The sequence below is a fragment of the Flavobacterium sp. H122 genome (assembly GCF_004959765.1).
Classification (GTDB): Bacteria; Bacteroidota; Bacteroidia; order Flavobacteriales; family Flavobacteriaceae; genus Flavobacterium.
Map to the genome: position 1 here is coordinate 160,413 of NZ_SJZD01000003.1, position 23,401 is coordinate 183,813.

Consider the following 23,401-nt stretch of genomic DNA (forward strand, 5'->3'; position numbering starts at 1 on the left):
TTATAACAATTACTTTTGAAGCAGTTTTGAACTATTTTAATTGCCATTGTAATTGAGCTTTTAAACATTTCTACCCATTAAATTCTCACCAAAGGATTTTAAAATCGTTTTTTTGTCCTCTTCAATATTCATTTTTCCTAATGTTTTGAAAGCTTCAAATGTGTAATCTTTTATAGCTTCCTGCGTAGCAAGACTGGCTCCTGAGCTGTTAAAAATATTTTTAATGGTCTCAATTTTATCAGTGTTGTCTGACGGCTGTATAGAATATAAATGAAGCAATTGTTCACGCTCTTCCAAGGTAGCAAATTCCAAAGCTTTAAGATACAAAAATGTTTTTTTATTTTCAATAATGTCGCCGCCAACCTGTTTGCCAAAAGTCTTTGGATCACCAAACGCATCCAGGTAATCATCCTGTATTTGAAAAGCAATGCCAAGATTTAATCCAAAATCATAAATTAAATCTGCATTTTCTTCCGATGTTTCAGCAACAATAGCACCCATTTTCATGGCAGCACCCACAAGAACCGCAGTCTTGTATTCAATCATTTTTAAATATTCGAGAATGCTGACATTGTCTCTTGTCTCAAAATCTACATCATACTGCTGTCCCTCACATACTTCCAGTGCGGTTTTGCTGAAAAGTTTTGCCAGTTCCCTGAAAATTTTTGGTTCATAGGCTTCAAAATACTGATAAGCCAATATAAGCATGGCATCACCAGAAAGTATGCCGGTATTGATGTTCCATTTCTCATGTACGGTTTGATTGCCTCTTCGTAGTGGTGCATCGTCCATGATATCATCATGAATTAATGAAAAATTATGAAAAACCTCTACAGCGGTTGCTGCATTCAAAGCTTTTTGACAGTCAGTGTTAAAGACTTCAGCAGCCATTAAAGTAAGAACCGGACGCATTCTTTTTCCGCCTAATGATAAAATATAACGGATAGGTTCGTATAAGTTGTCAGGTTGTTTATCAATTGTCAAATTTTCAAAGTGACTGGCAATAATGTCTTGATAATAGGATGTAGAATGCATTCTTGAGAATTTTTCCGCTAAAGTACTTTAAAACTCACAGATGGCAAAGTGAATCAAAATGTTAAAATTTTCTAAAAACCAAGGAAACTTTTTTGGTGTTAAAAGTTTCCGTTATATATTTGCAGTCAAAATTATAATAGGCAAGATGACTAAAGGTAGTTTAGTGTTTGATAAGGATCATTCCAATGTTTTAATAAAAATCAGAAAATCAATGAATCGTTATTTGAAAACTGATATTCTGCATTCAAATGGATTCTTAAATGTAGTCGATGGGCAGATAGAAGATCTGGAGTTGGAGTTTGTTTTGGGTATTGTCTCGGATAATTATAATTTCTTAAGGCTAAATGAGCAATCCAAAGTTTCTTTTAAATCAATTTCATTCCAAAAGATAAATACAACATTGAATTTTATAAAAGGGTATCTTACTATTAATAATGTTGTTAAAGTTGTTGAGCTGGAAGTTTCGCTTTTATATACAAAAGAGCAGGATTCAGTTTCAACTGCTTTTGTTGAAGTGAATGGTGTACTGGATAAAAATGCTTTTGGCTGGGATTTGAACGGATATAAAAATCTAAGGGATTTTCCGCTTAGCCCAAAAATAAATCTGGTGGCGAACCTGGATTTTAAAAATTTGAATGTAGGATAAGGGACTGATATTTATGAAAGACAAAATTATAGCAAAAGCAACGGAAATGTTCCTGAAATTAGGTTTCAAGAGTGTGACGATGGATGATATTGCCTGCGAAATGTGTATTTCAAAAAAAACCATCTATAAATTTTTCAGCAATAAAGAAAGTTTAGTGGAAGAAGCTACTAAAATGATGCATGAAAGGATTCATTTGGTTATTGATGAGATTGTCGTCAAGAATTATAATGCTATCCAGGAGAATTTTGAAATCAGACGTCTTTTCAAAGAGATGTTTCAAACGCTTGATAATTCGCCTGTTTACCAGTTAAAAAAACACTATCCGGCTATCTATAATAAAATTTTAGAGTTTGAAATTGAAGCCTGTAACGAAATGTTCGGGAAAAACATTCATAAAGGAATAGCTGAGGGATTGTATAGAAAAGAGGTAGATGTTGAGGCGTATATTAAATTTTATTATATCCTGATTTTTAGTATAAATGAAAATACGCCTTTTGAAAGCGAGGCAATTAAACTGGAAATGGAAGCCTTGGAATACCACACCAGAGCTTTGGCTACCCCAAGAGGAATTGAAGAATTAGAGAAACAATTACAGATACATAATAATTAATTTTTAATGAAAACTTTATACAAACTACTATTAACCGTTCTGGCACTTGGGCAGGTACATGCCCAGGATAAAGCTGATTATTCGTTTAGTTTGTCTCAGGCTATTGAGCACGCTGTTCAGAGTAATTATTCTGCCATCAATGCTTCGAGGGACATAGAAGCAGCTAAACAAAAGAAATGGGAAACCACTACTATGGGTTTACCGCAAATAAATGGTAATGTTGGTTACCAGAATAATTTTAAAATTGCCACCAACGTAATTAATTTTAATGGTCAGCAAGCTACATTACAGTTTGGTCAATACAATTCAATGGATGCAGGCTTGCAGCTGACTCAGTTGATTTTTGATGGCTCTTATTTAGTTGGTCTGGAATCCGCAAAAACCTATTTAAAAATTTCTGAAAATGCCAAAGTAAAGACTTCACAGGAAATCCGGGAGTTGACCATAAAAGCTTATGGAGATGTTCTTTTAGCTGAGGAAAGCGTGGCTATTGTTGAACGTAATAAAGTGGTTTTGGAAAAAACGTTAAACGATACAAAACAGATTTATAAAAACGGTTTCATTGAGGAAGAAACGGTGGAACGTCTTCAAATTACTCTGGCAGAAGTGAATAGTTCATTGGATTATGCTAAAAGAATGAAAATAATTGCCACAAATATGCTTAAATTGCTGATGGGTATCGAGTTGGACCAAAATATTGCTTTGACAGACAAACTGGATGATTTAACAGCAAAGAATATTGATTTGGTGATTTTATCAGAGAGTTTTGATGTTAAAAATAATATCGATTACCAAATTGGTAAAAATCTGGAAGAATCGAACCGCTTGCTGTTGAAACTGGAAAGAAGCAAAGCAATGCCTTCGTTGGGAGCACAGGTAAATTTTGGATATAATACTTTCGGAAGCAGATTTACGATGTTTGACGCAGATCAAAAATGGTATAATTATTCAAATGTTGGAGTTGGGCTAAATGTGCCAATTTTTAGTTCATTTGGAAGAAGCTCAAGAACACAGCAGGCTAAAATTGCTTTGGAACAAGCTAAAACCAAGCTGGTAGAAACAGAACAAAGATTGAAATTACAATATCAAAAAGCTAAAAGTGATTATGAATACAGCGTAGCTCAGTATGATAATTCTAAAAACACATTACGGTTAGCAGAAAGAATTGAAAATAAACAAAGTGTTAAATTTAAAGAAGGTTTGTCAACCAGCTTTGAATTCACTGAAGCTCAACGTCAATTGTATGCGGCACAGCAAAGCTTTTTACAATCAATGGTTGAAGTGGTAAACAAAAGAGCTGCTTTAGAAAAAATAACAGCAAAAAACTAAAAAGAATATAACTCCTATCTATGAAAAAAATAATCATCCTTTCCATTGCAACTGTATTTATGTGGGCATGTGGGAATAAAGAAAATTCATCTTCTATCGATCAATTGATAGAAACAAAAAATACTGTTGAGTTAAAGAGTAAAAGAGCCAGTCTTCAGGCTGATTTAGCTAAAATTGATGCCGCACTTGCAACGTTGGAGAAAAAATCCGATGAGGCTCTTGTTGAAACAATTGTGGTTAAAGACACCGTTTTTAATCACTATGTGGAAATTCAAGGTAGTGTGGATACGCAGCAAAATGTACTTATCCAACCGGAAATGGGAGGAGCATTAGTTGTATTGAATGTAAAAGCCGGTCAAAGCGTGTCAAAAGGACAACTTTTAGGTAGAGTTGACGATGCTGGTATGAGCCAACAATTAGCGAGTATTCAAACCCAGCACGAATTGGCCAAAACAACGTATGAACGTCAAAAACGTTTATGGGATCAAAAAATCGGTTCAGAAATACAATACTTGCAGGCTAAAACACAAATGGTTAGCTTAGCTAAATCAATTAATCAAATGAAAGCTCAAATAGCTAAAACTGAAATCCGTGCTCCCTTCAGTGGAGTTATTGATGAGGTTTTTGTAGAAAGAGGTCAGGTTGTGTCGGCAAATCCGCAAGGATTAATGCGGATTGTAAACTTAAGCCAAATGTACGTTAGAACTGATGTGCCGGAAATATATGTTGGTAAAGTAAAAGTAGGTACTTCGGTAGAAACGGATATTACATCTATTGGTAAAACCTATATGGGTAAAGTACGTCAGGTAGCTAAAAATATCAATCCGGCAAACAGAAGTTTCGGTATTGAAGTGAGTGTGCCCAATCCAGAAGGATTGTTACGTCCTAACCAGGTAGCAAAACTTAAAATTGTGGACTATTCAAATGCATCGGCTATTACTGTTCCTACAAACGTTATCCAGCAGGATGCCAACGGGACAAAATATGTTTACGTAGTGAATAATGCCAACGGGAAAAATGGTATTGCTAAGAAAGTGCTTGTAAAAGCAGGTCAAAATACAAATAACAGTACTGAGATTTTATCAGGTTTAAATGCCGGTGATATCGTAGTTTCTGAGGGAGCGAATACAGTTTCTGAAGGGATGAAATTAACATTCTAATTGAATAATTGTAAAGGTTGGCGGAGTAGCCATCGGGGTTTTGTTGGTTTATAATCTTAGCTGCTATGAAGCTGACCTTTCAATTTCAATTCATCATATAAAACATATCAATCTATGTCTCATCAACAAAAAGAATTCGGTATCTCGAGTTGGGCGGTAGATAACCGTGTAACCGTTTACATACTTACATTTATTGTGGTAATTACAGGTATTTATGCTTATGTAACTATGCCACGTGAGGATTTCCCTGAAATCATCGAAAACAAAATTTACATTTCTTCAATCTTCCCGGGAAACTCAGCAGAAGATGTGGAGAAATTGGTTACAAAACCATTAGAAGATAATATTAAAAATATTAGTGGAGTTAACAAAGTAACATCAAGTTCGTTTCAGGATTATGGAATGATTGTAGCTGAATTTGATGATGATATTACTGTTGACCAGGCTAAGATACTGATTAAGGATAAAACAGACGTTTCAAAAGCAGATACTGACTGGCCTACGCTTGATAACGGAAGTAAAGTGGAGCCTAATGTTTTCAGTATCAATATTGCAGAAGAAGTTCCAATCCTTAATATCAACTTAAAAGGAAATTATACGGCACAGCAATTAAAAAAATACGGAGAATATCTGGAAGATGAAATAGAGGATATTTCCGAAGTAAAAGCTGTTGATATTCTTGGTGTTGATGATAAAGAAGTCGAAATTGCTGTAGATGTTTACAAAATGAACGCTGCGCAGGTAAGCTTCGATGATATTGCAAGCGCAGTGAAGTATGAGAATATGACTTTGTCAGGAGGGAATTTAATTTCTCAAGGAGCTAGAAATAACATCAGAATCATTGGTGAAATTGCAAACCCTTCGGATTTAGAAAACATCATTGTGAAATCGTATGGTGGATCTGTTTATTTAAAAGATATTGCTACAATACGTTTTAAAGAAAAGGAAAGAACCACTTTTGCCCGTGAAAAAAATGAAGAGGTAGTGATGCTGAACGTTAAAAAACGTTCAGGCCAAAACATGATTACCGCTATTGATCAGGTAAAAGAAGTTGTTAAGAAAGCGCAGGAAACAGTTTTACCTAAAAACTTAGAAGTAACCTTAACAAATGATCAATCTTCCCGTGTAGAGCATCAAGTAGACGAATTGTCTAACCATATCATTTTCGGGGTTGTCTTGGTAATGATTGTGTTAATGTTTACCATGGGATTACGTAACTCATTGTTTGTAGGAGCAGCAATTCCATTGTCAATTTTCATTGCCTTTACATTATTACAGGCTATTGGAGTGACCATGAACACAATGGTACTTTTCGGATTGGTTATGGGGCTTGGTATGTTGGTGGATGATGGTATTGTGGTAGTAGACAACGTATTTGCCAATATGAAGAAAGGTTTGCCAAGGATACAGGCATCTAAAATTGGTATTGGGGAAATCGCATGGCCGGTAATTTCCTCTACAGCTACAACCTTAATGGCATTCCTGCCATTTGCCTTGTGGCCTGGGACAATGGGTAAATTCATGATGTATTTTCCATTAACGCTGTCAGTTACATTAGGAGCTTCATTATTTGTAGCTATGGTTGTAAATGCAGCTATGACAGGAGGTTCAATGGATATTGAAGATAGAAATATAGCTCCAAAAATCTTGAAAAGAAATACAATTATTTTCTTGGTTGTAGGAATTACATTCGTGATTATTGGTAATGTTATCGATTCAAAATTAGGAAGAGCTGTAGGACACTTATCATTGATTTCTGTTGGATTGATGTGGTTGTACTACAAAAAAATATTCCAATGGACACAGGATTTCCAACATAGTTTCTTCCCTCGTATGGAAGAAAAATACAAAGCATTATTAGCCCGTATTTTAGTTGGAAGATCGGCTTGGAGAGCTTTCGGTATTATTGTAGCAATGCTTTTCTTCTCTTTTATGTTACTTGGAATTTTCCCAAGAAAAGTATTGTTCTTCCCGGATAATATTCCTAATCAGGTAATCGCCTATATCGAATATCCTCAAGGAACCGATATTTCTAAAACCAATAAAGCAACTGAGTTTGTTGAAAAGCAGATTATCAACGTATTGGATAAATATGTGGATCCTAAAACGAGTAAAAATTATTTAGCCGAATCAATCGTTGCGCAAGTAGGTGTTGGAGCGACAAATCCACAAGTCGATTTAGGTTCGCAGTCAGAAACGCCTCATAAAGGTAAGGTAACTGTGAATTTTGCCGAATTCAAATTCCGTCGTGGTGTCAACACTGCCGATGTAATGGAAGAAGTTCGTGCTAAAATCAAATCAATACCAGGTGCTTCGGTTACTGTGGAAAAAGATGCAGCCGGACCACCGGCAGGTTATCCTATTAGTATTGAATTAACAGGAACTGATTATGACCTGATGCTGAAAGAGGCTGATAAGATGATTGCGTTCTTAAACTCTAAAAATATTCCTGGTATCGAAAAATTAAAAGTCGATATCAACAAAGAAAGTCCTGAATTATCTGTAAAAATTGATCGCGCTAATGCAGGTAGTTTAGGTGCCTCAACGGGTATGGCTGGTTTCACTTTACGTAGAGCAGTGTATGGTCAGGAAATCTCTACCTATAAAGAAGGGGATGATGATTACAACATTGTAATGCGTTTGCAGGAAGATCAGCGTAAAAATGAAAGTGTACTGTTCAATCAACCGTTAACGTACCGTAACCCAAATAATGGTCAAATCATGCAGGTGCCTATATCGGCTATTGCAGATACTGAGAAAACAACAACGTATAACCAGATTAAACGTAAGAATTACAAACGTATCATGACTGTGTATTCAAATATTCTAACTGGATATAACGGTGATGAGATTACGAAAAGTATTGCTGCAGAGTTAGAAAACTATAAACTTGCAGGGGATATTACGTATGGTTTCTCAGGAGTTCAAGAGGAGCAAGGTAAAAACCAAAGTTTCTTATTTTTTGCTTTATTCTTGGCGTTAGCAGGTATTACAACAATTATTGTACTTCAGTTCAACTCGGTATCAAAAACATTGGTAATTATGTTTACTGTATTGTTGAGTTTTAGTGGGGTATTCTACGGATATGTAATCGCACAAATGGACTTTATCGTTTTAATGACTATGATGGGTATTATATCGCTTGCCGGAGTTGTTGTGAAGAATGGAATTGTATTAATGGACTTCTTCGTGTTGTTAATGGATAAAAAAGTTGCCGATAACGGTCTTGAAAGCCATGATGATTTAACGCTGGATCAAATTAAAGAAGTTATCATTGAGTCCGGTAAATCACGTTTGCGTCCGGTATTGTTAACAGCTCTTACAGCGGTATTAGGTTTAATTCCGTTAGCGATTGGATTGAATTTTGACTTCTTCGGATTAGTAACCGATTTTAATCCTCACTTGTATATGGGTGGTGATAACGTAATTTTCTGGGGGCCATTGGCATGGACAATCATCTTCGGATTAACATATGCTACTGTATTGACATTAGTAATGGTGCCGGTAATGTTCTATCTTGTAAAAAGAACCAAATACTGGTTACGTGACAGGAGATTAGCCAGACAAAAAGTTGTATAAAAATATGAAAGCTGCCTTTACAAAGGCAGCTTTTTTTATAAAACGGATTTTATAATGTAGGTTACAATTCCCCAGACCATAAACTGATTGTCTTCGGTTACTTTAATTGGTTGGTAATTTGAATTTTCAGGCAGCAGATACAAACAATTGTCATCCAGTTTAATGCGTTTCACAGTGAATTCCCCGTCAATTAAACAAACGGCAATCTTGTTGTCACGGGCTTCTATACTACGGTCAACTATAAGTATATCACCATTGTTTATTCCTGCATCAATCATGGAATTTCCTTTGACTCTTATATAGAAAGTGGCCAAAGGGTTTTCACACAATTCTTTGTTCAGGTCAATAGTGTTTTCAGTGAAATCAGCCGCCGGCGAAGGAAATCCCGCCGAAACCCCGTCAGGAATGAAAGGAATCTGCATTCCGCTTTCTAAATCAGGTTTGAAAAATTCCAATTTATCTTTTGTCGACATCGATTTCTAAAATTTGTTTAAAGTCTGTGGTGTATTTTGGAGATAAATGATTTTGGTTCATATCCCAGGTTTTCTCCATATTTTGGTTGCCCAATTTTATTTTTCTGTTGCCGATTTTTTTGTTTAAGGAGTCAATAGTTTTCATCAAAGCAAAATGTTTTGGATTTTCATCTGCAAACAAATTAAACTGCTTTGTGTTTTCGGGAATTAAACTGGTTACTATTACACCTGCCTTTTTAAACCGTACATTTTCATTGCCTTCGCAGATTTTTTTTAAAATCTTGATCGATTCATTTGCTATTGTCAGGCTGGATTGTGTTGCAAACGGTAAAGTGACTGCCGCGTTAAAATAATATTGCCTGGACTCATATTTATGTCTGTCAACAAGCAGCATGACAATAATGGTATGGCAGCAGGATTTTTGTTTGCGCAATTTTTCTGCACATACAGTTGCGAAGGTGGAAACACGTTCCTTCAACAAATCATAATCGGAAATTTGTTTAGGGAAACTGCGGGTTACAGCAATCGATTTTTTTTGTTCGGATGCAGGCTCAAGGTCTAAAACCGACTTGCCTTCGAGTTCGTATTTTAACCGAAGGCCAATAACTCCCATCTCTTTTCTTATCCAGTCTTCATGCTGTGGCTGGATAAAATCATAGGCAGTTTTTATGTTTCTAAGTACCGCTTTTTTATAAGTGCGTCTTCCAATACCCCAAACGTCTTCAATTTTAATCCATTTCAAGGCCTTGATGCGTTTTTCTTCGCTGTCTATTACATAGGAGCCTTGAGTTTGTTCCGGGAATTTCCGGGCTATTTTATTGGCAACTTTAGATAAAGCTTTTGTTGGTGCAAAACCAGCAGAAATAGGTATGCCAACCCATTTTTGCACACGGTTTTTCATTTCTATCCCGTATTGCTGGTAGTCGCCAATTTCTATTCCGTCAAAATTTAAAAAAGCCTCGTCTATGCTGTAAATTTCAATATTGGGAGTAAACTGATTTAAAATTTGCATGACACGATTGCTGAAATCGCCATACAAAGGATAATTGGAAGAAAAAATCTTCACGTTTTTTTCTTTTAGAAGCTCGCGGGCTTTAAATTCGGGAGCCCCCATGGGTACGCCCAGAGCTTTTGCTTCATCACTGCGCGAAATAATACAGCCGTCATTATTGGAAAGAACCGCTATGGGTTTTCCAATGTATTGAGGTTGGAATATGCGCTCACAGGAGGCGTAAAAATTATTGCAGTCGACTAAAGCATACATAGTACAAATTTAGTCAATATGATAAAGTGAGTGGAATTGTAAAAGTTAATTTTCCAGCAATCGTTTGCTTACCCGGCTGCTGGCAATGTAAGAAGCGATAAAACCTAAAATCATAATAGTTGAAAATACAATGACGAAGTTTTCGATTTCAATCTTTACAGGGTAAGGTAAAGTTTCGGTAATCATAATTACATGAAACTGATTTTGGATAAAAACGATAATCAAGCCCAAAATAATTCCGAAGATACCTCCAAAAAAAGTAAGAAGTGAACCTTGAAGCAGGAAAATGTTTTTAATGTGACTAATGGTAGTGCCTACATTGTAAAGTGTTGTCAGATTATGTTTTTTGTCAAGAATCATCATAATAATTGCTCCTGCCAGTGTAAACAGGGTCATGATAATTACAAGGGTAAAAATTAAGTAAATCGCTGTGTTTTCGGTATTCAGCATTTTGTGTAAGCTGTCGTTAAGCTGTGCTCTGTTTTTGACAGTAACCTGATTGTTAAAAGCTGAAACGATTTCTTCAGTTATTTTTGGCTCATTAGCCATTGAGTCCAATTCTATTTCAATGGCAGATACCTGATTGTCCTTAAATTCTAAAAGTTCCTGAGTAAGTTTTAAATCAGCGAAAACATATTTGGAATCCAGCTCATCATTTACCGAATAAATACCTATCGGGATTAAGTTCGATTTGTTGAAAGCTGTTTCGGGACTTGTAACAGCACCTTTACCGGGTCTTGGTACAAAAATTTCAAAAGTGTTGTTCAAGTCAAACAATCCCATCGAAAGTTTGTGACTTATTCCGTTGCCTATCACTACCTGTGGGGTTTGCGGAACAATCCATTGTCCCTGAAAAAGAGACTTTTGAATTCGGTTTACATTGTTGTACTGGTTGTCAACACCCTTAATTTCTGCAACCTGTTCTTTTCCTTTGTAAACAAAAAGTACTTTCTCTTCAACAACTTTACTGTAAAACCTGATGCCTTCAATTTTACGAACGGCCTGAAGCTGGTTATCTGTAATTAACAGCGATTTCCCTTTTTTTGGGAATACCTTCAAATCAGGATCAAAATCGTTGCTAAACGACAAACTGAAATCTTTCAATCCACTGAATACAGAAAGTACCACAAATAATGACATAGCACCTATAACAATACCCACCGAAGCAATTTTTGTAATAATATTAATAGCATTATTAGTACTTGAAGTACGCAGGTAACGTTGGGCTATGTAAAGAGGAAAGTACAAATTACGATTTCTTTCTTTTGTCTAATAAATCACGGTTTTCAATTGGATTTTCTTTTCCTGATAGTGCATTGTCTATTTTTTCGATATAGTCAAGACTGTCATCAATGTAAAAAATCAAATTAGGAACTTTGCGGAGTTGTAATTTAACGCGTTGTGATAAATCATGTTTTATGAGCGGTGTATTTGTACGTACTGCTTCAAGAATCTCATCGGCTTTGCTTTGCGGGAATACGCTTAAATATACTTTTGCTATTGATAAGTCGGTTGTAACGCTTACTTTGGATACAGAAATAACAAGATTTGAAATTCCGTTTTTACGTACTTCACCTTGCAAGATATCAACCAAATCCTTTTGTAAAACGTTCCCTATTTTTTTCTGTCTGTTTGTTTCCATGGTGCAAAAATACAATTTTTTAGTTGGATAGCTGCAAAGTAACTAAAGTACAAAGTTTCTATATTTGTTCAAATTTTAAAAATATGAGAAAAATTGAACATATAGGTATAGCAGTAAAAGATTTACAGGAATCAAACAGAGTTTTTGAAAAACTGTTTGGTGCACCGGCTTATAAAGAAGAAGAAGTTGCCAGTGAAGGCGTGCGTACCTCATTTTTTATGAACGGCCCCAACAAAATTGAATTGCTTGAGGCTACAAATCCGGAAAGTCCTATTGCAAAATTCCTGGAAAAGAAAGGTGAGGGTATTCATCATATTGCTTTTGATGTGGAAAATATACAGGCTGAGATAGAAAGATTGAAAAATGAAGGCTTTGTGGTTTTAAACGAAACACCGAAGAAAGGTGCTGATAATAAATTAGTTGCTTTCCTGCACCCTAAAAGCACTAATGGGGTACTGATTGAATTATGTCAAGAAATTGCAGAATAATTTTGTTATACGCAAAAAATGTACTAATATTGCAACCTCAAAACTGGTCCTATAGCTCAGTTGGTTAGAGCACCTGACTCATAATCAGGTGGTCCCTGGTTCGAGCCCAGGTGGGACCACATTAGTTTTGAAAAACCTCTTCAGTAATGAAGAGGTTTTTTTGTTTATAGATCAATGAAAAGCGATTATCTCTAGTTTTTAGAGATTTTAAAATTATCAAAATTACCCAATTGCACTGCTTAACTGGAACATAGGGAGGTACATGGCAACTAGTAATACAGCAACAATTCCACCAACAAATAGTATTATAAAGGGTTCTAATACTGTAGTCATTATTTTAGATTGATTAATAACTTCTTGATTATATTGTTCATTAAGTTGTTTAAAGACGTATTCGGTTTGATTGGTTTCTTCAGCTACTTTGACCAAAGATATAATTCGGTTATCAAACAAAGGATTTCCCATTAAACTAGTACTCAAATTATTTCCTTTGAGGATGTTTTGTTCGACCCCTTCTAATGCATCTTGTAACGGGATAAATTGTATCATTTTTTTCACCATCTGGATACTGTTTAACATGGGTACTTTTGCAGTTGTCAATAAAGAAACGGCTTGAGTAAATTGGGCCAAATGCACTTTAGTAATAAAAGCACCTAAAATTGGTAATTTTAAAATTATCCGATGGATTATTTTTTTATATCCCGAGTTGTCTTTTAAAAATTGGGTGATTATAATTAAGAATAGAATCACAAAAAATAAATATCCTCCATATTGCTTCATTATTTCAGACATTTTTACAATAAATCTTGTCAATAAAGGCAGTTCCATATTGTTTTGTTTGAAAATATCTTGAAACATTGGAACTACATAACTCAACATGAAAACTACTACTAAAAGTGCTGTTGAAATAACTATTGCCGGATAGGTGAGTGCAGAAATTATAATACGTCTTTGTTCATTTTTTCTTTCGAAAAAATTACCGAGTTCTTGACAAACTCTTGCAGTAGTACCTGTTTCTTCTCCTATTTGTAAAGAATAAAATTCATATTCGGAAAAAACATTTTGACTTTTTAAAGCCTCAGAGAAAGGACGTCCGTTAATTACATCATCTACTACTTTTTGAATTAATTCCTTATCGTAATTTTTTTTAAGAGATTCAATAATTAAAGTCAAAGCTTCTTTGATTGTTACTCCTGCATTGAGCAAAACTCCTAATTCCTGATAAAAGGCTTGCTTTTTTTTACTTCCAAATTTTTCACCAAATAAAACTATTTCTTTTTTAAGAATAGATTCCAGGTTGTTCTTTTCTTGACTAATTGAAGTCTTGTCTTCTTTTATATTATCTAATTTGAATGTCATCTTCTTCGTTCATTTTCTGGGTTATATCATTCTTTTTAGAAACAAAAATTTTATATTTTGGTAATTCTGATTCTCCTGAAATAGCAATTGCATCAATATCACCTTCTGATACTTTTTCACCTTCGAATTGTATATGATCTATATTAAGTTTCAATTTAATAGTGTCCTTGTTTCGTAAAACAAAATCTGGTTCGAAAGCATATTGTATAGAATCTAATTCCGATTGAAATAGTAATTGACTCTTTTTCTTGTTAAACGTTATTTGATTAAACTCATTGAAATCTTGCCATAGCCTCTGTTCAAACAAAGATAGTTTTGTTGATTTTTCATAATTTCCACGAATTATATTTATTTGATTTTGAACCAATCTCAATACACTAAAAGCCATGCCTACCACGATGGCAGTAATTATCATCACTACCAGTAATTCTGAAAGTGTAAATGATTTTAATTTAGTTGGCATATACTCTTTTTCGTTTTATTTCTTTATCCGTCTTAATATTTGAAGCAGTAAATAAGATATTATCGCTTTGAGGATTCTTATCTCTAGCAATTGTTATGTTCCAATCTTCAAATTCTTCATTATATGGAAGGATTATTTTATCATTGTTAAAGGAATATTCCAACTCATTTAACCTGTATTCTAAGGAATGATTTCTTTTGGTAAATGTGTTTAGGACTAAGTTATTTAAAATTAAACTGGCTATCATAAAGATAACAACCACTAAAACAGTAGCCACCAAAGCTTCTACTAATGTAGCCGATTTAATTTTTCTTAATACATCCATTTTGCAATAATTTTAGGATTATCTTCAAATAATAAACCTCCATATTTTTTTGGAATTGAATTGTTTTCAATGATTCCATTATAAATATGATTTACAAAAGTAGATCCTGCTTGGTTAGCAACAAATTCTTTAGTAAAAACTGATCCTGAAACTGTCCCTTTCAGTTCAAAACTGCCTTGACAATACACTTGTCCTTTTATTTTTGACTCCTCTTCAAGTATGATTCTTGGATTGAAATTAGATATTTTTTGATCCCTATTGAAATAACAAACCACTCCATTAATTTGTGAATTCTTATCAATCTTGATTTTATCTTCTAATTTATCCATTACAGCGATTTTAGGATTGTCCCACAAAATTAATGCGCTGGGATAATTTAATTTGCAATTTTTACCAAGTAAAATGCCTTTGTTGGCTATTGCTTGAAAAGTACCTTTAACATCATCTTCAATCACAATTTCTGGTGCAATGAGAATAATGTCTTTTATGTTTGTTGATTTAGATATAGTTATTTTTCTGGCAGATTTAACTATTATATTGCCTATGAGTTCAATATTGTTTAATATGATATCGTTGTTTGAAATAATGTATTTGGTGTTTTCTTTGAATGAATTGTGTAATTGATTATTAGGAATTGAGTTTTTTTCTTCTGCATTTATTGGTTCAAGATCATTTAAATAATTGTCAATTGTTGTAATTGACTGGGTATTTATTTCAGGTAATTTTAGATCACTTTTGCTGGATTTTCCGTAAATCAATTGGGATCCATAATAACTTTGTCCTCCTATATACCCTGGTTTTACTCCTTGTGATGGCAAAAATACATTACCTTCTATTTTTGTATTACCTACAATTGTTAAAGGATTGTAGCTTTCTGCTAAATACAATGTTGATGCCATTTCAGAATCATTAAGCCCACCTAGCAAGGCTATCCTTTTGAATGCTTTTTTACGATGAAAGGCAATTGCAGTAACTTTATTAAACATCCCCCAATTAGAAAGATTCACTTTGACTTTTCTATTATTAGCCTCTAAGTCTTCTATTTCTAGTGTGTCAAATTCAATATCATGGTGTAAGATGTAATTGATACCTGACTCTGAAAGCTGTATTATGTCGATGGTGGCCTTTGATTGCTCTTTAAAATAAGTAAAAGTATATGCATATAGAATAAGACCGCTAAGGAGTAGTGCAATAAGCACAGAAATAAAAACCGTAAACTGTAAAGCGCCTGAACGCAGTTTTTGGATTGGTTTTATCTTCACTCTTCAATCAATATAATTTTAGACTCGTTTTTGTATTCCATCTCTACAGATTCTCTATCTCCTTCAACAAGATAAACACCATTTTCTTTATTTGAGGCACGCATTAAAAAAGTACGGCCATCTATAATCAACATAAATACTTTGTTTTTACTTTTAGCATCAGATACTATACCTTTATATGAAATTGTTGGCCAAACTATTGATTCTATTTTATCTGGAATAGGTTTAACTGTTTTTGCAACTTTTTTAAAAATATGATTACTATTCTTATTTATCTTGGTAACGTAAACTTTTCCAAGAAATGGATCACGATAATTTACATTAATAGTAATAGGTTCTCTTTTTTTAAACATTAAAGGTTTTACCACTGGTTCCTGTATGGCTACATTTTCTTGATCGGACTTCGAAAAAGTAAAAAATTGATACATTACTGCCCCCCAAATTAAAATAACTAGAGGTAGCAAAATGCGTATGTTTTTTTTATTTTTCACTTAATTTATTGTAAGACTATAGACATTGCTTTTTACACTTTGATTACCAGCTATATCAAATGATTTCACATACCAGTAATAAGTTCCAACAGGTAAAGTAACTGAATATGGGCTTGAAGTTTGTGTTTCAGAAAATAAATTAGTTAAGGCCGCATCTTTAAAAATATAAATTTTATCTGACTCAATACTACCAGCAATAGGTGTTCTGGACCATTGAAAATTTACACTAGTATCATTAGTCACGGTAGCATTTGATGGAGCGACTAATGTTGGTACATTTGGAGCTGTAACATCGACGATTATATTATTTGACGAAAACAGAGTGTTTTGGTTGCCATTAGTAGCTCTTACCCGCCAAGTAAAACTTCCTTCAGGAAATGTAAATGAAGTACTGGTTCCAGTTATATTTTGTGTAGTTATTATTACGTTATTGCTGTTAAAAACCTGAAATGTGTATCCTGTCGCGCCAATAACTGACTCCCAAGACAAATTTTGTGCGGTTATGTTAGTGTTAAAATTGTTTGCCGGACTACTTAGAACAACAGTGTTATCTTGAAAATTTTGATTGCTTAAGACAACAATACTTCTTGTTTGGTATGCTGTAGTTGTATTTCCGCTAATAGCTTGCACTCTCCATTCGTATGATCCTACTGGCAATTGTACAATTTGATTTGTAACAGTAATTTCGGTATCTAAAACAATTTGGGTAGGAGAAGTAAAATTAGGTTTTGCAATTTGTAAACGGTATTTTTTAGCATACTGAACAGGTTCCCAAGTAAAGGTAATACTCGTTGAATTGAATTGCTCGTTATTTTGAGGAGCAACTAATACAACCTCTTCTTTTGAAATATCATCTTCCAATAAAATTTCCTCGCAAGAAAAACACATCAATGAAATAATTGAAAATGCAATTAGTATAAATTTTTTCATCTTTTTACATTTTAAACAAACTTTCTTCTTTTTTAGCTTCTTTCACTTTAGAGAAAGTTTTCCCTTTGCATGAACTGGATTTAGAAATCATATCAGCAATATACCATTTCCCTCTTGGCGTTTGTGACCAACAAAGCGTATTGGTTTGATAACCGATGATAGTTTTTGAAAACATGTCAATTGATTCCGTTTTTTTGCCTTGTTTGTATAAGCCAATTGTGTATTTTTTATCTTGATTGTTGACTAAATAAAAAGCATCGGCTTGTTTAATTTTACTTAAGTCATCATCATTAACATATATGGCAATGCTATAAATAACAGTAAGGTTTTGTAAATCTTCAATTAAAGTGAATAAAGACTTATTGTGTTCAGCATTTAACTCATTAACATAACCTAATTTATCTTCTATGTGGATAAGAACCAATTCAGGCTTTGTAGGTATACTATCTACGTAATTTAATTTGTTTAGACCTTGATTGTACTTATTTTTTAATTTATACGCCTTGGCTGTTTTTTTTGTAAAAGGAACGATATCAACATTTAATTTGATTTTGTTTTCTAAAACAGGTAACGATTTAATTTCAAAAGTATTTTCTAAGTTTAATTTTGAAGAAGCATTACCCAAACTACCCAATTCAATGGCATTATCAGATACTTTGTAAGTTTCATTTTTTATTTTAACTGTTTGACAAGCTACAATAGATAAAAACAGTAACGTTATAAGAAATTTGTTCATTTATAAAAATTTGGGTAAAAATACATAATTCAAAGACATACTACAAATTGGTAAATTCCCATTTTAAATTATCTTTTCAAGCTAAAATGTCCTCTGTATTCTTTACCATTTTCTCTTTTCACAACAAACCAATAATCATTTGACGGTAATGGCTGATTCAAATAAATTCCGTCCCATCCTTCAGAATTGCTTTTTAATTCTTTTAAAAACTTTCCAAATCGATCAAAAATAGATATTGTTAAATTAGGTTCGTTTTCAGAAAAATCTATTTTCCATTTGTCATTGTAGCCATCGTTATTAGGTGTAAAATATTTAGGATAACTTAAAAGGTATACTTCTTTAGCTACTATGCCACAACCTTTTTTATCTTTCACAAATATTGTATAATTTCCTGCTGCTAAATTGCTGAAAAAATGACTGTCTTGATAATCAATACCATCAATTGAATATTCATACTCCCCATCACCAGTAACTATAACATCAATCGAATTATTATTCTCATTCCAGTCTTTAATTACTACATCTTGAATAGTTGCAATATTTGAATTGTAAACATTAAAAGAATGTTTCTTATCACAAATATCCAACCCATATTTTTTTGTTACCGTTAGAGAATATTGACCATCTTGAGTTAGAATTACTTGATTCGAAGTTTCTCCAGTTGACCATAAATAACTGTCAAAACCTGTTGGAGCGGTTATTGTAATTGTACTTCCTTGACAAATAGAATAAATATCACTCATATTTAATACAGGATTTTGATGCGTAATTATATGGAAACTTGTAGTAGTATAGCAACTTTTATTTAATTTATTCTCTACTCGAACATAAATTGTTTGATCTGATGATGTGCTGGTATAATTTACCGGTAAATTATTACTACCTGCATTAGCATCTGATAGTGAATTATGATATGTGATGACAAAATCAATTGCTGATTGATTTCCTAAAAGATTTGATTCCTCATCATTCAGAATAAAACTGCTGGTTAGACCATCACTACATTGTACTTTATTATTAATTTGGTTAGCAACAGGTAATTTGTTTACCAATAATTCAAAAGTTCCCAATTGATAACAATTTGTATTGTCTTTATTATCTACACGTACATAAATTGTTTGGGGATTTGATACGTTTTGATAATATTGAGGTAAAGCATTAATTCCTGACTGGGCATCTGTTTGAGAGAAATAATAATTCACTGTAAAGTCATTTGCATTTTGGCCTCCTAAAACAATGTAGTTATAAGAATACAAATCAAAAGTATTTTTCCCATCATTGGTTACATCATCACAAGCCATTTGTCTGGAAATGGTATTGTATTTTGGCAGGATATTTACAACCAACTTGAAACTTCCTACCGCAAAACAGTTAGGGTTAGATTTGACATAAATTCTATAGTAGATCGTTTGGTTTTGGATAGAATTATTAACAGGAGTAGTTATGGTATTTAAACTACTTACAGCTTCTGTTTGTGTATAATGATAACTAACTCCAAAAGTAGCGCTAGATTGTCCATTAAGTACTTCAGCGTTTTTAGTATTCAAATCAAATGAAGCTTTACCATCATTTGAAGCATCATCACATTGTTTGAAGTCGGTTACTTGTGACAAAGTAGGACTTTGGATTACCTTGATGTCAAAATTAGTTACTGCAAAACAATTTGGATTAGAAATGTTTTCAATTCTAACATAAAGTGTTTCCTGTGGTAATGAATTTGAGTATTGTAATGGTAGTGAATTCGTTTTTGTATTAGCTTCATTTAGTGTTTTGTGATAGGAAATTGCAAAATCAGTAGCTGATTGATTGCCTAATACTTCCGTATTTTTCGATGCCAAATCAAATTGCTCTATCCCGTTGTATGGAGCCGATTCACAAATTACATACTCTGTAGGTTGGTTAGCCATTGGCTGTTTAAATAATCCTATGGTAAAACTAGCTGTTTCAAAACAATTGGGATTTTGAATATTATAAATCCTTGCATAAATTGTTTTTATAGCATAATTAGTTTGTATGGAAGTAATAGCATTACTGTTAGCTATTGCATCAGTTTGGGAAACATAATAGCTAATACCAAATTGAGTAGCTGATTGCCCATTACGTATTTCAGTATCTTTTTGGGATAGCATATAATTTTCAACTCCGTCATTTGTTACATTATCACAAAGTTTTACGTTAGAGATAACGCTTATAGAGGGCTTTGTAAATACCTTTAAATTTACAGCTGTAGTAGCGTAACAACTTGGATTGGAATTATTCTCTACTCTTGCATAAAGCGTTTCTTGAGGTTGTGTATTAGTATAATTTAAGGGTAATGCACTAATGTCGTTAGTCGCGTCAGTAAGATTGGTATGATAGGTTATTGTGTAATTAGCCGGGTTTTGACCATTTAAAATTTGTGTGTTTAAAGTTGACAAATCAAAAACGTCTATGCCATCATGTGGCGCATTTTCACAAATGGTGTAATCAGCAGGTGTTGCTGAAATGGTTTCTTTAGTGTAATTTAAATCGAAATTAGTAATTGCATAACATGTTGGATTTCCAAGGGCATATACTTTTGCATATATTGTTCTAGTCCCAAAATTCAAACTATAATTAGTAGCATTTAATTCATAAAATCCATTTACGGCGTCTTCATAAGAGCCAAAATATTTAACACCAAATTCAGATGTAGATTGTGTACCTAAAACTATAGAGTTAAATTGTGTTAAATCATAATAGATGCTAGTAGAACCACAAAGATTTTGATCAGATATTGGATTTGCAATAATTGGTTGTGATACAATTTTAATCAGTTTCTGTTTTGTAATTGTTTTAGAACTTAGGGTTATTGTTGCTGTAACCAAATAATCTCCAATAGCCTGATAATCGTGTGTAACTGATAACCCTGACATAGTAGGAGAGCCATCACCAAAATCCCAGCTCACATTTAGTACATTATCTGGATTTTCAAGTGTTAACTTAGTAGTAGAACCTGTACAGTATTTTTGACTAGTGATAAGATTATTTAAAAACGATTGCACAAAGCAAGGTAATCCTACATTTGTCTCACCAGCTACAATCACTCCATAAGGATTATAGTTACAGTCAACTCCTAAAACTTCAGGATCATTAATTTCACCAACTACATAAGAGGAAACATTAGAAAAATATATTTTCCCATTAGATGCTAATTGCAATTGACCAACAGGACCATAAAAAAAAGTATTATGTCCTACATATATAATTTTTTGACTTGCTTCAATATTTGCCGCTGTTAAATCATACTGATAGAGTGTTGGTTCATCAGAATGTTTAGTAACATAGGCTACATTTGAGGAAGGTGAGAACTCAACGCCATAACTTGAAGTGGTGTTTACTTGCTTTGGATTTGTTATTTTACCTGTGCTGTTGTCAAAATCATATACAGAAGTGCCATAATTATAATCGCTCACTATTACTTTTTTCCCGTTAGGAGAAAATTTCATACAACCCCTATAAAATGGAGTTAAATTTTGAGGTAAAACAGTATTGCTTAGTACTGGAACTGGATTTATTCCTAAGGTAGTTATTTCAAATATTTTAAATTGGCTGGTATCGCCGTCTATAATTCCTACCCAATAACCTGTGCCAGTACTGTTTTTTACTGCAGATATTCGGCCACTACTATTAGATGATAATAATACGCCGCTATATACAACATCTCCATTATTGTTATCGAGTGTCATATCCACTTCGGCATACTTTAATGAATTTACTTGATTAAAAAATGAATCAAAATACAAAACATTGCTAAAAATATAATACCTATTTGGATTGCCTGGCTTAGGAACAATTATGGCTGATTGTGCTGCAGAACCGAAAATTGTAATTTCTTGTCCATTGGGCATTACTTGATTGTTTTTATTATAAACAGTTGAACCATTTGTATAAAACAATATATTGCCATTAGCGTCGGATATACTTGAAGAGCCACCAAATGAAGTAATAACACTGTATATGTACTGCGGTACTAAACCGTTAAAATCTATAGCAGCACTTTCTCCAAAATGCCAATTATTAGTTTCTCCTTGAGAATAAAGAGAATTTGTGATGATAAATAATAATATGTAAAGTGCTTTTTTCATAGTTTCATTTGAACAGCAAAAGTAATTATTTTACTCACAAATGATTATGGCTTGATTATGAATTTCTTTACTTTTTAAAATCGTGTTTGATTTTATTTTGCCTATATTCTTGATTTAGAAAATAAAAAATAAGGCTTTGATCTTTTGCTTTTTGATTGTATCAGTAGCTAAGTGTTTTGAACCTGCTTTCTAGCTAAACATGAATAGCTATTGACTCGAATGAATTTTAAGAATCACTTTTTTATCATATTAAAAAAAATCTATATTGAAAGGAACTTATGCTGTAGCAAAAATATTATAGAAATCACAATTGCTACAATTTATGTAGCAAAAATTAAAATTTTACTAAAATTACTGCAAGGTAAGTAGCAAATAATTTTTTCTTTAAAAAATGCTGTAAAATCATAACGCCATTAAGTAATTTAAAAAGAACAGATATATAAGTTAAGAAGCAGTGATAGTTAGAAACTCGAGATATTACAATTGTTATTCAATTTCTAAAAAAATAAAATCCTAACTTTTGCGGTTAGGGATTACTTTTTATTCTGGTTGTGTGCCCGAGCGAGACGCTCGAACGAGCGATTACGATTATTTATAGACGCCCGCGCCTGCTAGGGGCACAGAATGCAATTCTGCGCTATCCGTTGTGTTGAGACTCACTTTGCGATAAATCTAAGCCATCTGGGAGTATTTTATAGTTTAGTACTAAATCAGAGACGTTCGCACGGCGTGAAATCGTAAAATTATAGTTCAGCAGACTTAGGAGAGCTGGAGATTCTTTTTTATTATCTTATTTAATTGTTACATCTATTTACTAAACTCTATAATAAAATTATAATTTTCAAAAATTGTTAATATTTTCTCTAAATAATTCATATCACCTGAAAAATTTGCTAAGTTGTGCTTTAAAATACTTCGATTTTTTACGATTATTTTATTGTTAAATGTTGTATTTGCATTTTTTAAAGTATCAATTAATGAATCTTGGTTATTTGCAAAGTATTTTTTTCTTCCAAGAAAATTTTCAGAAAAAACAATAAAAAATTCATAAACAGTTTCAATGTTACTTCCATCAATCAGAATCTCTGTGTTATCTGGTAGAGTAATTGGAACACCTGAATATAAAAGAGTTGCAAACAGATAGGTCCATGTTTTCTTTTTAAATTTTAAAATTTCAGTTTCATTATCCCAAGTATATATCAAATCAACAATCGATTGATCATATTTGTAATATTCTATCTCGTTTTGATTAACATTGCAATCTAATAACAAAAAAGTAGATGTCTGATTTAATATAGTTTCATTGTTTGCTGTAAATTCATATTCGTATATAATATCCAGTTCATTGTTTATATTTTTGATATAACCAGAGAAAATGTATAATTCATTCTTAAAAAAGGTGAATTCTTTTTGTCTATTTTTTAATTGATACATGTAAATGTATGAATCTTCAACTACAACATAGTTAGCTTCAGCCAAAATTTGATTTTTACTATTGCTAAT

The 23,401-nt window shown here is 33.0% G+C and carries 20 protein-coding genes and 1 tRNA gene; 7 read left to right on the top strand and 14 right to left on the bottom strand.

Annotated elements, in window-relative coordinates; all coding sequences use genetic code 11:
• Window positions 1-60: 60 nt before the first annotated feature.
• Window positions 61-1,035, bottom strand: coding sequence for a polyprenyl synthetase family protein (locus EZM65_RS06115; protein ID WP_136667673.1), 975 nt, complete (start codon window positions 1,033-1,035; stop codon window positions 61-63).
• A gap of 58 nt (window positions 1,036-1,093) precedes the next feature.
• Between EZM65_RS06115 and EZM65_RS06120 the strand changes: the two genes are divergently transcribed.
• The 5 genes from EZM65_RS06120 to EZM65_RS06140 all read left to right on the top strand — a co-directional run bounded on the left by EZM65_RS06120 (window position 1,094) and on the right by EZM65_RS06140 (window position 8,359).
• A complete protein-coding gene (locus EZM65_RS06120) occupies window positions 1,094-1,681 on the top strand; it encodes a hypothetical protein (RefSeq protein ID WP_169051651.1) in 588 nt (195 codons plus the stop codon).
• Window positions 1,682-1,694: 13 nt separating this feature from the next.
• Complete coding sequence (locus EZM65_RS06125) at window positions 1,695-2,291, top strand: TetR/AcrR family transcriptional regulator (protein ID WP_136667675.1); 597 nt, start codon at window positions 1,695-1,697, stop codon at window positions 2,289-2,291.
• A 6-nt stretch (window positions 2,292-2,297) separates the two neighbouring features.
• Window positions 2,298-3,620 (top strand): TolC family protein, encoded by a 1,323-nt coding sequence (locus EZM65_RS06130; RefSeq protein ID WP_136667676.1) that lies wholly within the window; start codon window positions 2,298-2,300, stop codon window positions 3,618-3,620.
• Between the two features lie 20 nt (window positions 3,621-3,640).
• The gene (locus EZM65_RS06135; RefSeq protein WP_136667677.1) at window positions 3,641-4,780 is read left to right on the top strand and encodes an efflux RND transporter periplasmic adaptor subunit; all 1,140 of its coding nucleotides are present in this window, start codon (window positions 3,641-3,643) and stop codon (window positions 4,778-4,780) included.
• Between the two features lie 114 nt (window positions 4,781-4,894).
• A complete protein-coding gene (locus EZM65_RS06140) occupies window positions 4,895-8,359 on the top strand; it encodes an efflux RND transporter permease subunit (RefSeq protein WP_136667678.1) in 3,465 nt (1,154 codons plus the stop codon).
• 35 nt (window positions 8,360-8,394) lie between these two features.
• Here EZM65_RS06140 and EZM65_RS06145 read toward each other — a convergent pair whose 3' ends face one another.
• From EZM65_RS06145 to rbfA, 4 genes are read right to left on the bottom strand one after another with little or no spacing between them, the layout of a single operon-like run.
• Window positions 8,395-8,832: a LexA family transcriptional regulator gene (locus EZM65_RS06145; RefSeq protein ID WP_136667679.1), complete on the bottom strand. Its 438-nt coding sequence runs from the start codon at window positions 8,830-8,832 to the stop codon at window positions 8,395-8,397.
• Window positions 8,816-10,096: a Y-family DNA polymerase gene (locus EZM65_RS06150; RefSeq protein ID WP_136667680.1), complete on the bottom strand. Its 1,281-nt coding sequence runs from the start codon at window positions 10,094-10,096 to the stop codon at window positions 8,816-8,818. Before EZM65_RS06150 ends, EZM65_RS06145 begins: the two co-directional genes overlap by 17 nt.
• A 45-nt stretch (window positions 10,097-10,141) precedes the next feature.
• Window positions 10,142-11,344 carry an ABC transporter permease gene (locus EZM65_RS06155; protein WP_136667681.1) on the bottom strand — a complete coding sequence of 401 codons (1,203 nt, stop codon included), beginning with the start codon at window positions 11,342-11,344 and terminating at the stop codon, window positions 10,142-10,144.
• A 1-nt stretch (window position 11,345) separates the two neighbouring features.
• Window positions 11,346-11,738, bottom strand: coding sequence for a 30S ribosome-binding factor RbfA (gene rbfA, locus EZM65_RS06160; protein ID WP_136667682.1), 393 nt, complete (start codon window positions 11,736-11,738; stop codon window positions 11,346-11,348).
• A gap of 83 nt (window positions 11,739-11,821) precedes the next feature.
• Between rbfA and mce the strand changes: the two genes are divergently transcribed.
• Together mce and EZM65_RS06170 are read left to right on the top strand one after the other, a co-directional pair.
• Window positions 11,822-12,226, top strand: a complete 405-nt coding sequence (mce, locus tag EZM65_RS06165) for a methylmalonyl-CoA epimerase (RefSeq protein WP_136667683.1) — start codon at window positions 11,822-11,824, stop codon at window positions 12,224-12,226.
• 45 nt (window positions 12,227-12,271) lie between these two features.
• Window positions 12,272-12,345, top strand: a tRNA-Ile gene (locus EZM65_RS06170).
• Window positions 12,346-12,448: 103 nt separating this feature from the next.
• Here the strand turns inward: EZM65_RS06170 and EZM65_RS06175 are convergent.
• From EZM65_RS06175 to EZM65_RS06215, 9 genes are all read right to left on the bottom strand, one after another.
• Entirely contained in the window at window positions 12,449-13,585 is a 1,137-nt protein-coding gene (locus tag EZM65_RS06175; protein ID WP_136667684.1) for a type II secretion system F family protein, read from the bottom strand.
• A complete protein-coding gene (locus tag EZM65_RS06180) occupies window positions 13,566-14,048 on the bottom strand; it encodes a type II secretion system protein J (RefSeq protein ID WP_136667685.1) in 483 nt (160 codons plus the stop codon). The genes EZM65_RS06175 and EZM65_RS06180 overlap by 20 nt, the downstream gene beginning before the upstream one ends.
• Entirely contained in the window at window positions 14,038-14,373 is a 336-nt protein-coding gene (locus tag EZM65_RS06185) for a hypothetical protein (RefSeq protein ID WP_136667686.1), read from the bottom strand. Before EZM65_RS06185 ends, EZM65_RS06180 begins: the two co-directional genes overlap by 11 nt.
• Window positions 14,361-15,635: a hypothetical protein gene (locus tag EZM65_RS06190; RefSeq protein WP_136667687.1), complete on the bottom strand. Its 1,275-nt coding sequence runs from the start codon at window positions 15,633-15,635 to the stop codon at window positions 14,361-14,363. Before EZM65_RS06190 ends, EZM65_RS06185 begins: the two co-directional genes overlap by 13 nt.
• Window positions 15,632-16,126, bottom strand: a complete 495-nt coding sequence (locus EZM65_RS06195; RefSeq protein WP_136667688.1) for a hypothetical protein — start codon at window positions 16,124-16,126, stop codon at window positions 15,632-15,634. Before EZM65_RS06195 ends, EZM65_RS06190 begins: the two co-directional genes overlap by 4 nt.
• Window positions 16,127-17,056 (bottom strand): hypothetical protein, encoded by a 930-nt coding sequence (locus EZM65_RS06200; protein ID WP_136667689.1) that lies wholly within the window; start codon window positions 17,054-17,056, stop codon window positions 16,127-16,129.
• 4 nt (window positions 17,057-17,060) lie between these two features.
• The gene (locus EZM65_RS06205) at window positions 17,061-17,792 is read right to left on the bottom strand and encodes a hypothetical protein (protein WP_136667690.1); all 732 of its coding nucleotides are present in this window, start codon (window positions 17,790-17,792) and stop codon (window positions 17,061-17,063) included.
• A 68-nt stretch (window positions 17,793-17,860) separates the two neighbouring features.
• Window positions 17,861-21,898 (bottom strand): T9SS type B sorting domain-containing protein, encoded by a 4,038-nt coding sequence (locus EZM65_RS06210; RefSeq protein WP_136667691.1) that lies wholly within the window; start codon window positions 21,896-21,898, stop codon window positions 17,861-17,863.
• Window positions 21,899-22,705: 807 nt separating this feature from the next.
• A complete protein-coding gene (locus tag EZM65_RS06215) occupies window positions 22,706-23,377 on the bottom strand; it encodes a barstar family protein (RefSeq protein WP_169051652.1) in 672 nt (223 codons plus the stop codon).
• Window positions 23,378-23,401 lie beyond the last annotated feature (24 nt).